Genomic DNA, 13289 nt, shown 5'->3' with positions numbered 1-13289 from the left:
GTGGGACGGTGGCGTCAGCCGAGCACCAGGTAGTCGCGCCCTTCGACCTGGCCGCGACGCATTGGGTTGCGCGTGCAGTAGGGGGCGTAGGCGGCATCGACAAAGCGATACATCAGGTGTTCGTCACGCCCATGGGGGATGCCCAGGCGGGTGGTCTGGAGGATGTGTGGCACGGCGGCGCCCACATCTTCGACGAAGAGGATCTCGTGATCGAAGCGTTTCGCATCCCAGACCGGAACCTTCAGGCCCAGGGCCTTGCACAGCAGGGTCTGGCCGGCGCAGAGCTTTTGCGCGGGGCGCGGCCGGCCACTGGCGTCCGGATTGTTAAGCAGCATCTGCGCCAGGCTGGCAGGGCCGGAGACTTCATCGACCCAGGGATAGGCGGACTTGATCAGTACGGCATTGCCAGGGCCCCGGGCGCTGAAGTTCAGGGAGTCGCCGCCGCGGGCGTAGTACATATAGATGTGGCCGCCGTCCAGAAACAAAGCCTTACGCTTTTCTGTGTAGCCGAGGGAGGCGTGGCTGCCTTTTTCCTCGCAGTAATAGGCTTCGGTTTCGATAATGCGCGCGGACAGCCACAGATCGCCGACTTTATGGCGGATGACTTTGCCCAACAGTTCGCGGGCCAAAAGCTCGGCATCACGGTCGAAAAAGCCGTCCGGCAGGGCTTTTGGCAGTTTTGCAGAGGTCAGAATGGACATGGTGGCGAAGGGTTATGGCGGAAAAGGTGACGCAATGGTAACAACTCCAGGCTTAATTCAGGCTGAACGCTGGGTATTTGCACTCCATTTCGACCATCCGCCCGTGACCGCTGTCCGTGGGCCGGCGCGACAGCTATAATCAGCCGCTTTCCTCTTTGCCAAGACCACACCAGACCATGACTGAGTCCGTTCTTGACTACATGACCCGCCTGGGTCGCGCTGCCCGCCAGGCTTCCCGGGTGATCGCCCGTGCCACCACCGCGCAAAAGAATCGTGCGCTGCTGGCGGCTGCCGATGCGTTGGACGCGGCACGACCGGAACTGACTGCGGCCAACGAGCAGGACCTGGCCAACGGCCGGGCCAATGGTCTGGAGCCGGCTCTGCTGGATCGCCTGGCGCTGACCCCGGCGCGTATCGACGAAATGATCGAAGGCCTGCGTCAGGTGGCCAAGCTGCCTGACCCCATCGGTGAAATCCGCGACATGCGCTACCTGCCGTCGGGTATTCAGGTGGGCAAGATGCGCGTGCCCCTGGGGGTGATCGGCATCATCTACGAGTCGCGCCCGAACGTGACCATCGATGCGGCCAGCCTGTGCCTGAAGTCGGGTAACGCCACCATCCTGCGCGGCGGTTCCGAGGCGATCCATTCCAACCGCGCCATCGCCACCTGCATTCAGCAGGGCCTGGCGGCGGCCGACCTGCCGCCTCACGTGGTGCAGGTAGTGGAAACCACCGACCGCGCTGCGGTTGGAGCGCTGATCACCATGCCCGAGTTCGTCGACGTGATCGTGCCCCGTGGCGGCAAGAGCCTGATCGAGCGGGTCAGCCGTGACGCCAAGGTGCCGGTGATCAAGCACCTGGACGGCGTCTGCCACGTGTATATCGATGTCGCGGCGGACTTGGACAAGGCCATTCGCATTGCCGACAACGCCAAGACCCAGCGCTATGCACCGTGCAACACCATGGAAACCCTGCTGGTTCATTCCGCCATTGCCGAGCGCGTATTGCCGCCATTGGCCGCGATCTACCGCGACAAGGGCGTCGAGCTGCGTGGCTGTGCGCAAACCCGCGCACTCCTCGGTGCCGGTGTGTTGGAAGCCACCGAAGAAGACTGGCGCACCGAGTACACCGCGCCGATCCTCTCGATCCGCGTGCTGGACAATCTGGAGCAGGCCATCGAGCACATCAATACCTATGGCTCGCACCACACCGACTCGATCGTCACCGAAAACTTCAGTGACGCCCGGCGCTTCCTTAACGAGGTGGATTCCAGTTCGGTCATGGTCAATGCCTCGACGCGCTTTGCCGACGGCTTCGAGTACGGCCTGGGCGCGGAGATCGGCATTTCCACCGACAAGCTGCACGCCCGTGGCCCGGTTGGGCTGGAAGGGCTGACCAGCGAGAAGTACGTAGTCTTTGGCGACGGTCACGTGCGTACTTGATGGGCAAACGTATCGGTCTGCTGGGCGGCACCTTCGATCCAGTGCATATCGGCCACTTGCGTGGCGCGCTGGAGGTGGCGGAATCCATGCAACTCGATGAGCTGCGCCTGGTACCCAGTGCCAGGCCGCCCCATCGGGATACACCGCAGGTGTCGGCTCTCGATCGTCTGGCGATGGTCGAGTGTGCGGTGGCGGGCGTTTCACCCCTGGTGGTGGACGACCGTGAGCTGAAACGGGACAAGCCGTCCTACACCATCGACACCCTGGAACAGATGCGGGCCGAGCTGGCCGCAGATGACCAGTTGTTTCTGTTACTGGGCTGGGACGCGTTTTGCGGCCTGCCCACCTGGCATCGTTGGGAAGAGTTACTCCAGCATTGCCACATCCTGGTGCTGCAACGCCCGGATGCCGACAGCGAACCGCCGGATGCCTTGCGCAACCTGCTGGCAGCGCGTTCGGTGAGCGACCCTTTGGCCCTGCAAGGGCCTGGGGGACACATTGCATTCGTCTGGCAGACGCCGCTCGCGGTGTCCGCCACCCAGATCCGTCAACTGCTGGCCAGCAGTAAGTCGGTACGTTTCCTGGTGCCTGACGCGGTCCTGGCCTATATCGATGCACACGGGCTTTACCGTGCGCCGAACTGAAGGAGCGCTGCCGGCCTGTGCTGAGCGGCGTTCCAAACATACGAGCTAAACGAGTTTTATATGACTAACCAAGTAATGAAAGGCGAAGATCTGGTCAAGGTGGCTGTCGCCGCGCTGGAAGACGTCAAGGCCCAGGACGTCCTGGTGATCGATGTTCGCGACAAGCAGAGCATCACTGACTACATGATCATCGCTACCGGTACCTCCAACCGCCAGATCGGCGCGATGCTGGAAAAGGTCCGTGAAATGGTCAAGGCCCAGGGCGTGCGCCCATTGGGTGAAGAAGGCAAGGGCGACAGTGACTGGGTGCTGCTGGACCTGGACGACGTGATCGTGCACATGATGACCGCCTCGGCTCGTCAGTTCTACGACCTGGAGCGTCTGTGGCAGGGCGCCGAGCAGAGCCGCGCGGCCGATGGCAAGCACCACAGCCCGGAGCATGGCCACGAGCACTTCACCAAGCTCAACAAAGACCAGCAATAAGGGACGGCTGTGCGCCTGCGTCTGATCGCTGTCGGTTCACGCATGCCCAAGTGGGTGGAAGAGGGTTGGCACGAGTATGCCAAGCGTCTGCCATCCGAGCTGGCGTTGGAACTGGTGGAAATTCCGCTCAATACCCGGGGCAAGAACGCCGACGTGGCTCGCTTCATCCGTCAGGAGGGCGAGGCCATGCTGGCCAAGGTCGGGCATAACGAGCGCATCGTCACCCTCGAGGTGCATGGCAAACCCTGGAGCACCGAGCAACTGGCGGTGGAACTGGATCGCTGGCGTCTCGATTCGCGCACCGTGAATTTCATGGTCGGCGGTCCGGAAGGGCTGGCGCCGGAGGTCTGTGCGCGGGCGGATCAGCGCTGGTCGCTGTCGCCGCTGACCTTGCCGCACCCGCTGGTGCGGATTCTCATCGGTGAACAGCTGTATCGCGCCTGGACCGTGCTGTCCGGGCACCCTTACCACAAGTAGCCCGCGCCCCTCATGTCCCAGCCGATCCGCATCAAGGACCACGAAAAAGACGCCCGTCTGGTGCGTGGCCGTGTCGTGTTCGGCGCCATCATGGTGGTTTGCCTGATCGGTGTGCTGATTGCCCGGCTGTATTACCTGCAGGTGATCCAGTACGACTATCACTCCACCCTTTCGGAGAACAACCGGGTCCACGTGCAGCCGATTCCACCGACTCGCGGGTTGATTTTCGACCGCAATGGCGTGGTGGTGGCGGACAACCGGCCCAGCTTCAGCCTGAGCATGACCCGCGAGCGCTCTGGCGACTGGCAGCAGGTGCTCGACGTGATCGTCGAGGTGCTGGAGCTGACTCCGGAAGACCGGGTGCTGTTTGAAAAGCGCATGAAGCAGGGGCGTCGGCCTTTCGAGCCGGTGCCGATCCTGTTCGAGCTGACGGAAGAGCAGATCGCCCGGATCGCGGTGAACCAGTTCCGCCTGCCCGGTGTGGAAGTGGTGGCCCAGTTGGTCCGGCATTACCCCCAGGGCGCGCATTTTGCGCACTCCGTGGGCTATATGGGGCGGATCAACGAGAAAGAGCTCAAGTCCCTCGATCCGGTGAACTACAGCGGCACCCACCATATCGGCAAGACCGGCATCGAGCGCTTCTACGAGCCTGAGCTGCACGGACAGGTGGGTTACGAAGAGGTCGAGACCAATGCCCGTGGCCGGGTGCTGCGGGTGCTCAAGCGCACCGACCCGATTCCCGGCAAGGACATTGTCCTGAGCCTGGACATCAAGTTGCAGGAAGCCGCGGAACTGGCCCTGGGCGGGCGCCGTGGCGCGGTGGTAGCCCTGGATCCGAGTACCGGTGAAGTGCTGGCGATGGTCAGCCAGCCTAGCTTCGACCCCAACCTGTTCGTCACCGGCATCAGCTTCAAGGCCTATGCCGAGCTGCGCGATTCCATCGACCGGCCGCTGTTCAACCGGGTGCTGCGGGGCCTCTATCCGCCGGGTTCGACCATCAAGCCGGCGGTGGCCATTGCCGGGCTGGATGCCGGTGTGGTCACGGCTTCGACCCGGGTCTACGACCCGGGCTACTACCAGTTGCCCAACTACGACCACAAGTACCGCAACTGGAACCGTACCGGTGACGGTTATGTCGACCTGGATACCGCGATCATGCGGTCCAACGACACCTATTTCTACGACCTGGCCCACAAGCTGGGGATCGACCGGCTGTCCGCCTACATGAGCAAGTTCGGTATCGGCCAGAAGGTCTCTTTGGACATGTTCGAGGAGTCGCCGGGCTTGATGCCGACCCGCGAATGGAAGCGCGCCACCCGGCGCCAGGCCTGGTTCCCGGGGGAGACCCTGATTCTCGGGATCGGCCAGGGATACATGCAGTCCACGCCGTTGCAACTGGCCCAGGCCACCGCCCTGGTCGCCAGCAAGGGCAAGTGGAACCGGCCGCACCTGGCCAAAAGCATCGAGGGCGAGAAGCCGGTGGATCACAACCCGATGCCGGACATTGTCCTGCGTGACCCCTCGGACTGGACGAAGGTCAACCATGGCATGCAGCAGGTGATGCACGGTGCCCGGGGCACCGCGCGCAAGGCTGCGGCCGGTTCGCCGTACCGGATTGCCGGCAAGAGTGGTACCGCCCAGGTGGTGGCGATCAAGCAGGGCGAGAAGTACGACCGCTCCAAGGTCCAGGAACGGCATCGTGACCACGCCTTGTTCGTCGGCTTCGCGCCGGCGGAAAACCCCAAGATCGTGGTCTCGGTCATGGTCGAGAACGGTGAGTCGGGCTCCGGCGTCGCGGCACCGGTAGTGCGTCAGGTGATGGATGCCTGGCTTCTCGGCCAGGACGGCCAGCTCAAGCCCGAGTTCGCCAGCCCTATCAGCGCGGAGGCTACGGCCCGTGAAGAGTAATTTTGACCGCATCCTCTCCAGTGAGGATGTGATGCGCCGTCGCGCGACGCTGTTGCAGCGCCTGCATATCGATGGCCCGCTGCTGGTGCTGCTGCTGACCCTGGCTGCCGGCAGCCTGTTCGTGCTGTATTCCGCCAGCGGCAAGAGTTGGGACCTGCTGGCCAAACAGGCCACTTCATTCGGTATCGGCCTGGTGTCGATGATCGTCATCGCTCAGTTCGAGCCGCGCTTCATGGCCCGCTGGGTGCCGCTGGGCTACGTGTTCGGCGTGGTGCTGCTGGTGGTGGTAGATGTCATGGGCCACAACGCCATGGGAGCGACCCGCTGGATCAACATCCCCGGGGTGATCCGCTTCCAGCCATCGGAGTTCATGAAGATCATCATGCCGGCGACCATCGCCTGGTACCTGTCCAAGCGCACCCTGCCACCCCATCTCAAGCATGTGGGGATCAGCCTGGTGCTGATTGGCATTCCGTTCATCCTGATCGTGCGCCAGCCTGACCTGGGTACGGCCTTGCTGATCCTGGCCGGCGGCACCTTCGTGCTGTTCATGGGCGGCCTGCGCTGGCGCTGGATCCTCAGCGTGCTGGCGGCTGCGGTTCCCGTGGCCATCGCCATGTGGTTCTTCATCATGCACGACTACCAGAAGCAGCGGATCCTGACGTTCCTCGACCCGGAGAGCGATCCGCTGGGCACCGGCTGGAACATCATCCAGTCCAAGGCCGCCATCGGCTCCGGTGGGGTGTTCGGCAAGGGCTGGCTGCTGGGCACCCAGTCGCACCTGGACTTTTTGCCGGAGAGCCACACCGACTTCATTATCGCTGTCATGGGCGAGGAGTTCGGCCTGGTGGGCATCTGTGCGCTGCTGCTGATCTACCTGCTGCTGATCGGGCGCGGGCTGGTGATCACCGCCCAGGCCCAGACACTGTTTGGCAAATTGCTCGCGGGCAGCCTGACCATGACGTTTTTTGTTTACGTTTTCGTCAACATCGGTATGGTCAGTGGCTTGTTGCCGGTCGTAGGGGTGCCGTTGCCGTTCATTAGCTACGGAGGAACTTCGCTGGTGACGCTACTGTCAGCGTTTGGGGTTTTGATGTCGATCCATACCCATCGCAAGTGGATCGCGCAGGTTTGATTAAGGTGAAGAATTCAATGCAAGCAATGCGTGGCTGGGCCGCTCGGCATGCGCCGTGGGTCGGTCTGGTAAGCATCCTTGGTGCAGCGCAGCCCGCGTTCGCCGGTGATTACGAAGGTTCGCCCCAGGTGGCCGAATTCGTGGGCGAAATGACTCGGGACTATGGTTTTGCCGGGGAGCAGCTGATGGCTGTGTTCCGCGAGGCCGAGCGCAAGCAGTCGATTCTTGACGCCATTTCGCGGCCCGCCGAGCGGGTCAAGCAGTGGAAGGAATACCGGCCGATGTTCATCACCGACGCGCGCATTGCCCGCGGTGTGGATTTCTGGCGCCAGCATGAAGCGGTGCTGGCCCGCGCCGAGCAGGAATATGGCGTACCGGCCCAGGTAATTGTCTCGATCATCGGCGTTGAAACCTTTTTCGGTCGAAATACCGGGAATTACCGGGTGATCGACGCATTGTCCACCCTGGGGTTCGATTATCCGCCCCGTGCCGAGTTCTTCCGCAAGGAACTGCGCGAGTTTCTGTTGCTGGCGCGTGAGGAGCAGGTCGATCCATTGAGCCTCAAGGGTTCCTACGCCGGAGCCATGGGCCTACCACAGTTCATGCCCAGCAGCTTTCGGGCTTATGCGGTGGACTTCGACGGTGACGGCCACATCAATATCTGGACCAACCCCGATGATGCCATCGGCAGTGTGGCCAGCTATTTCAAACGCCACGGCTGGGTGGCCGGCGAACCGGTGGTCAGTCGCGCCGATGTGCGTGGCGATCGGGTAGATGAAGGCTTGACCACCGGGATCGAACCGACGAAAACCGTCGGGGAGTTGCGGGCCCTGGGCTGGTCGAGTCATGATGCGCTGCGCGATGATATGCCGGTCACCGCTTTCCGTCTGGAAGGTGACAATGGCCCGGAATACTGGATGGGCCTGAAGAATTTTTACGCGATCACTCGCTATAACCGCAGCGTGATGTACGCCATGGCCGTACATCAGTTGTCTGAACAGCTGGTCCAAGCACGGGGCGTCAAGTAATGCTGGCAATGCCAATTCGCAAACCCCTGAAGCTGGTGGCTTTTGCCGCGTTGTCCTTGCTGGTGGTCAGTTGCTCGACGAGTCGCTCGCCGCAGCAGAAATCTTCCACCGCTGTGCGTTCCATGCCGGGCCTGGACGTCAACCGCGCCCACAAGGATGGCGCACCGTGGTGGGATGTCGACGTTTCGCGCATCCCCGATGCGACCCCGACCCTGCATACCGGCCCCTACAAGGCCAACCCCTACACGGTACTGGGCAAGACCTATTTCCCCATCCAGGAATCGAAGAACTACGTGGCCTCCGGCACGGCGTCCTGGTATGGCACCAAGTTCCACGGCCAGAACACCGCCAATGGCGAGGTCTATGACCTGTACGGCATGAGTGCCGCGCACAAGACCCTGCCGTTGCCCAGTTACGTGAAGGTCACCAACCTGGACAACAATCGCAGCGTGATCCTGCGGGTCAACGACCGTGGGCCGTTCTATTCCGACCGGATCATCGACCTTTCCTACGCCGCGGCCAAGAAGCTCGGCTATGCCGAGACCGGCACCGCCCGGGTCAAGGTCGAGGGCATCGATCCGCAGCAATGGTGGGCTCAGCGTGGCCGTCCGGCGCCGCTGATGCTCAACGAGCCGCAAGTGGCGCAGAATAGCGCGCCGGTGGTCACGGCCTCGGCCGGCACTGTCGAGCAATGGACCCCGCCGCCCCAGCAGCACGCGGCGGCTGTGGTTCCCGTACAAGTGAAAAACACGGCAGCAGCTTCTGGCCAGTATCTGCAGGTGGGCGCCTTCGCCAACCCTGACGCTGCCGAGCTGTTGAGGTCGAAATTGAGTGGCATGGTGAGCGCCCCGGTGTTCATCAGCTCGATCGTCCGCAATCAACAGACGCTGCATCGGGTCCGCCTGGGGCCATTCGGCACGCCGGGTGAGGCCCAGCAAGCGCAGAACAGCGTACGCCTGGCGAACCTTGGGCAGGCCAGCGTGGTCTCTGCCGAGTAAGAATACTGAAGATTGAAGATCCGCTTGCGGTATTGGGGGGTGGGTCCTGGTTGTTGGCTCGTCGAACAACAAAAGCCCGGCAAGGGTCAGTGAGTGAACAACTGCACACGCGACAGCCCTTTAGAAGGCTGTCTGAAATAGTTTTGCCCGCAAGGGCAAGTTTCCATTAGCAACTTCGAGAGACGGATGAACATCACCACCTTTGCCAAACGCCTGTGCCTGCTTGTCCCGCTGATCATCACGCCCGCCGCCTGGGCGGTCGAAGCGATGCCGTCGCCACCGCAACTGGCCGCCAAATCCTATGTGCTCATGGACGCCAGCAGCGGTAACGTGCTGGTGGAGAACAATGGTGACCAGCGCCTGCCGCCGGCCAGCCTGACCAAGCTGATGACCGCCTACATCGCGACCCTGGAAATCCGTCGCGGCCAGATCGGCGAGAACGATCCGGTGACCGTCAGCGAGAACGCCTGGCGTACCGGCGGCTCGCGGATGTTCATCAAGGTGGGTTCGCAAGTCACCGTCAGCGACCTGCTGCACGGCATCATCATCCAGTCGGGCAACGACGCCAGCGTCGCGGTTTCCGAGCATATCGCCGGTAGCGAAGACGCGTTCGCCGACATGATGAACAAGACGGCTACCGACCTGGGCATGAGCAACAGCCACTTCATGAACCCTACCGGCCTGCCGAACCCAGAGCACTACTCGTCGGCCCACGACATGGCGGTGCTGGCTCGCGCGATCATCCACGAAGACCCTGCGCACTACGCGATCTACTCGCAGAAGGAGTTCTTCTGGAACGGCATCAAGCAACCCAACCGCAACCTGCTGCTGTGGCGCGACAAGACCGTTGATGGCCTGAAGACCGGCCATACCGACGAAGCCGGCTACTGCATGGTGTCCTCGGCGGTGCGTGATGGCATGCGCCTGATCGCCGTGGTGTTCGGAACCAACAGCGAACAGGCTCGTGCTGCTGAAACCCAGAAGCTGCTGACTTACGGTTTCCGTTTCTTCGAAACCCAGACCTTCTACCAGAAGGGCACCGAGCTGGCCCAGGCCCAAGTCTGGAAGGGCACCACTCATCAGGTCAAAGCCGGTCTGGCCGAAGACCTGACCATGACTATGCCTAAAGGCCAATTGAAAAAGCTCGCCGCCAGCATGACCATGAACCCGCAACTGATCGCGCCGATCGCCAAGGGCGACGTGATTGGTAAAGTCGAAGTGAAACTGGACGACAAGGTGGTGCACAGCGCTGATCTGATCGCCCTGGAAGCGGTCGACGAAGGTGGTATCTTCCGTCGCATGTGGGATAGCATCCGTCTATTCTTCTACGGCTTGTTCAACTGATATTGTCGACCTGCGTGGCCCTCGTTCCCCAGTGGAGCGGGGGCCATGTCCGTCGTCCGGCTATACGAGGCCGTTACCGCCATGACAGACACTGACGTTAAGTCGCACAAGATTGAGTTTCCCGTCGATGACTATCCGATCAAGGTGATCGGTGACACGGTTGTCGGCTTCAAGGACACCGTGATTGAGATCCTTGCCAAGTACGCCAAGCTGGACATCAAGTCCCTGGCCGAGCGTCAAAGCAGCAACGGCAAGTACACCACCGTACAACTGCACATCACCGCCACCGGTGAAGACCAACTGCGTGATATCAATAGTGCCCTGCGTGCTACCGGTGTCGTCCACATGGTGCTGTGATGCCACAGACGCTGGGCTTTCGTGAGCTTGGCCAGATGGCTTACGAGCCGGTCTGGCAAGCGATGCAGCGCTTTACCAATGAACGCGGTACCGATGCACCGGATGAAGTCTGGCTGGTGCAGCATCCACCGGTATTCACCCAGGGCCAGGCCGGCAAGGCCGAGCACCTGTTGCTCCCGGGGGATATCCCCGTGGTGCAGGTGGACCGCGGCGGCCAGGTGACCTATCACGGCCCTGGCCAACTGGTGGCCTACCTGCTGCTGGATGTGCGCCGATTAGGTTTCGGTGTGCGGGACCTGGTCAACCGCATGGAGCACTGCCTGATCGAGCTGCTGGCCAGCTACGGCGTGCCGGCGGCGGCCAAGCCCGATGCACCGGGCGTCTACGTCAATGGGGCGAAAATCGCCTCCCTGGGCCTGCGTATCCGTCACGGATGCTCTTTTCACGGTCTGGCCTTGAACGTGGACATGGATTTGCAGCCGTTTCGACGGATTAACCCCTGTGGTTATGCCGGGTTGGCGATGACCCAGCTGAGCGACCATGCAGGGCCGATTGAATTTGCCGAGGTAAGTGCCCGGCTGCGTGCGCAGCTCGTCAAACACCTCGACTATGCTGAGCAGACGACCCTAACGGGCGGAATCGACTGATATGACTACTGCGCAAGACGCTGTTCAAACCCTGATCCCGACGCTGGATATCTCCGAGCGAGCGGCCCGTCCGAAAGTTGAAACCGGCGTCAAATTGCGCGGTGCGGAAAAGGTCGCGCGCATTCCGGTGAAGATCATTCCGACTACCGAACTGCCGAAGAAACCGGACTGGATTCGCGTACGCATCCCCGTCTCCCCGGAAGTCGATCGGATCAAGCAGCTGCTGCGCAAGCACAAGCTGCACAGCGTCTGCGAAGAGGCGTCCTGCCCGAACCTGGGCGAGTGCTTCTCCGGCGGCACCGCGACCTTCATGATCATGGGCGACATCTGCACCCGTCGCTGCCCCTTCTGTGACGTTGGTCATGGCCGTCCGAAGCCTCTGGATGTCGACGAGCCGATGAACCTGGCGGTGGCCATCGCCGATCTGCGCCTGAAATACGTGGTGATCACCTCGGTGGACCGCGATGACCTGCGTGACGGCGGTGCCCAGCACTTTGCCGACTGCATCCGTGAAATCCGCAAGTTGTCGCCGAACGTGCAGTTGGAAACCCTGGTTCCCGACTACCGTGGCCGCATGGATGTCGCCCTGGAAATCACCGCAGCCACGCCGCCGGACGTGTTCAACCACAACCTGGAAACCGTGCCGCGCCTGTACAAGGCCGCCCGTCCTGGCTCGGACTACCAGTGGTCGCTGACCCTGCTGCAGAAATTCAAGCAACTGGTGCCGCATGTGCCCACCAAGTCCGGGCTGATGCTGGGCCTGGGTGAAACCGATGACGAAGTCATCGAGGTCATGAAGCGCATGCGCGAGCACGACATCGACATGCTGACCCTTGGCCAGTACCTGCAACCGTCGCGCAACCACCTGCCGGTCCAGCGCTTCGTGCACCCTGACACCTTCGCCTGGTTCGCCGAGGAAGGTTATCGGATGGGGTTCAAGAACGTTGCTTCCGGCCCGCTGGTACGTTCTTCGTACCATGCCGACGAACAAGCGAAACTGGCCAAGGCAGGCCTGGTTTCCTGATCTGCCTGCCCGCAAGGCGCATGTCTTGCGGGCAGTTCCCCGGCTCTTTCGAGCACTTTCGCAGCGCCCGCCGCTTTTTAAATCCCGCCTCTTCTGTTTGACACCATTCATGGCTACTGTGCTTGGGTGAATTCACACAGGGAGAATCTGCATGCCTATCCAACCGACTGCTGCGCTGAACGCCCACCTGCCGGTGCCGGCGCTGGCCGCAGAAGGCGTTATCGGCCTTATTGCACCTGCCGGTCCCGCAGCGCTGGATACTGAAAAAGCCCACCAATGGATGCGCTCCAGGGGATACAGCCTACGGATCTTCCCGGGTGTCGGGTTGCAGGAGGGGTACCTGGCCGGTAGCGACGAAGCGCGCCTCAAGGACCTGCATGAGGCTTTCGCCGACACGGGCATAGACGCCATTCTGTGCCTGCGTGGCGGCTACGGCAGCCCCCGCCTGCTGGACAAGATCGATTTCGATCTGTTGCGGCGCAATCCCAAGCCCTTTGTCGGCTACAGCGATATCACCGCCCTGCACCTGGCGATCAACCGTTATGCCGGATTTGTGAGCTTTCACGGGCCGATGCTCAACGCCGACCTGTTGGGCGACAAGCAGGCGCCCACCGAGGCCTCCTTTTTCAATCTGCTTCGAGGCCAGGCCCGGGCTGGCAGCCTGCTGCCCCATCCCGTGGCCTTCCCCTTGACCACCATCGAGCCGGGCATTGCGCTGGGCTCCCTGCTGGGCGGGAACCTGTCGCTGATCGCCAGTACCCTGGGCACCCCGTATGAGATCAATACCGACGGCATCATCCTGTTTATCGAGGATGTCAATGAGCCGCTGTACCGCATAGATCGCCTGCTCAATCACCTGCGCCTGGCCGGCAAGCTGGAAAATCTGCGTGGGGTATTGGTGGGGGATGTGGCCGGTGTGGATTTTGCGGCGTTGTGCGCTTTGCTCAAGCAGACCTTCGAACCGCTGCGGATTCCGGTGCTGGCGGGATGGCGCAGTGGTCACTGCGACCCCAACCTGACCTTGCCCATGGGCGCGTTGGTCAGGCTGGATGCGGGAGCCAGGGAAGTGACCCTGGCGCAGGATGTGGTCTTCAAGTAATC

Annotated in this window: 14 protein-coding genes; 13 read left to right on the top strand and 1 reads right to left on the bottom strand. The window is 62.0% G+C overall.

What is annotated here, in order from left to right; translation table 11 throughout:
• Window positions 1-14: 14 nt before the first annotated feature.
• Complete coding sequence (locus tag AC1RL5_RS23750) at window positions 15-701, bottom strand: DNA-3-methyladenine glycosylase (protein ID WP_011063675.1); 687 nt, start codon at window positions 699-701, stop codon at window positions 15-17.
• Between the two features lie 176 nt (window positions 702-877).
• Here AC1RL5_RS23750 and AC1RL5_RS23745 point away from each other — a divergent pair, with 176 nt between their 5' ends.
• The 13 genes from AC1RL5_RS23745 to AC1RL5_RS23685 all read left to right on the top strand — a co-directional run bounded on the left by AC1RL5_RS23745 (window position 878) and on the right by AC1RL5_RS23685 (window position 13287).
• Window positions 878-2143 (top strand): glutamate-5-semialdehyde dehydrogenase, encoded by a 1266-nt coding sequence (locus AC1RL5_RS23745; RefSeq protein WP_011063674.1) that lies wholly within the window; start codon window positions 878-880, stop codon window positions 2141-2143.
• Complete coding sequence (gene nadD, locus AC1RL5_RS23740) at window positions 2143-2787, top strand: nicotinate-nucleotide adenylyltransferase (RefSeq protein WP_492590119.1); 645 nt, start codon at window positions 2143-2145, stop codon at window positions 2785-2787. Before AC1RL5_RS23745 ends, nadD begins: the two co-directional genes overlap by 1 nt.
• Before the next feature lie 60 nt (window positions 2788-2847).
• Window positions 2848-3270 (top strand): ribosome silencing factor, encoded by a 423-nt coding sequence (gene rsfS / locus AC1RL5_RS23735; RefSeq protein ID WP_015637171.1) that lies wholly within the window; start codon window positions 2848-2850, stop codon window positions 3268-3270.
• A gap of 9 nt (window positions 3271-3279) precedes the next feature.
• Complete coding sequence (rlmH, locus tag AC1RL5_RS23730) at window positions 3280-3747, top strand: 23S rRNA (pseudouridine(1915)-N(3))-methyltransferase RlmH (protein ID WP_011063671.1); 468 nt, start codon at window positions 3280-3282, stop codon at window positions 3745-3747.
• A 12-nt stretch (window positions 3748-3759) separates the two neighbouring features.
• Window positions 3760-5655: a penicillin-binding protein 2 gene (gene mrdA, locus AC1RL5_RS23725; protein ID WP_011063670.1), complete on the top strand. Its 1896-nt coding sequence runs from the start codon at window positions 3760-3762 to the stop codon at window positions 5653-5655.
• A 31-nt stretch (window positions 5656-5686) separates the two neighbouring features.
• Window positions 5687-6790 (top strand): rod shape-determining protein RodA, encoded by a 1104-nt coding sequence (gene rodA / locus AC1RL5_RS23720; RefSeq protein WP_015637169.1) that lies wholly within the window; start codon window positions 5687-5689, stop codon window positions 6788-6790.
• 17 nt (window positions 6791-6807) lie between these two features.
• Window positions 6808-7818 (top strand): lytic murein transglycosylase B, encoded by a 1011-nt coding sequence (gene mltB / locus AC1RL5_RS23715; RefSeq protein WP_492590117.1) that lies wholly within the window; start codon window positions 6808-6810, stop codon window positions 7816-7818.
• A complete protein-coding gene (locus AC1RL5_RS23710) occupies window positions 7818-8816 on the top strand; it encodes a septal ring lytic transglycosylase RlpA family protein (RefSeq protein ID WP_011063667.1) in 999 nt (332 codons plus the stop codon). Before mltB ends, AC1RL5_RS23710 begins: the two co-directional genes overlap by 1 nt.
• Window positions 8817-9002: 186 nt before the next feature.
• Window positions 9003-10160 carry a D-alanyl-D-alanine carboxypeptidase family protein gene (locus AC1RL5_RS23705; protein ID WP_011063666.1) on the top strand — a complete coding sequence of 386 codons (1158 nt, stop codon included), beginning with the start codon at window positions 9003-9005 and terminating at the stop codon, window positions 10158-10160.
• A gap of 81 nt (window positions 10161-10241) precedes the next feature.
• Complete coding sequence (locus tag AC1RL5_RS23700; protein ID WP_011063665.1) at window positions 10242-10517, top strand: DUF493 domain-containing protein; 276 nt, start codon at window positions 10242-10244, stop codon at window positions 10515-10517.
• Window positions 10517-11164: a lipoyl(octanoyl) transferase LipB gene (gene lipB / locus AC1RL5_RS23695; protein ID WP_011063664.1), complete on the top strand. Its 648-nt coding sequence runs from the start codon at window positions 10517-10519 to the stop codon at window positions 11162-11164. The genes AC1RL5_RS23700 and lipB overlap by 1 nt, the downstream gene beginning before the upstream one ends.
• A 1-nt stretch (window position 11165) precedes the next feature.
• Complete coding sequence (lipA, locus tag AC1RL5_RS23690) at window positions 11166-12188, top strand: lipoyl synthase (RefSeq protein ID WP_011063663.1); 1023 nt, start codon at window positions 11166-11168, stop codon at window positions 12186-12188.
• A 151-nt stretch (window positions 12189-12339) separates the two neighbouring features.
• Window positions 12340-13287 (top strand): S66 peptidase family protein, encoded by a 948-nt coding sequence (locus AC1RL5_RS23685; protein WP_492590115.1) that lies wholly within the window; start codon window positions 12340-12342, stop codon window positions 13285-13287.
• The last annotated feature ends 2 nt before the right edge of the window (window positions 13288-13289 follow it).

This window comes from Pseudomonas sp. GW822-FHT06D10, from assembly GCF_058799535.1.
This window is presented reverse-complemented; position numbering and strand designations above follow the sequence as displayed.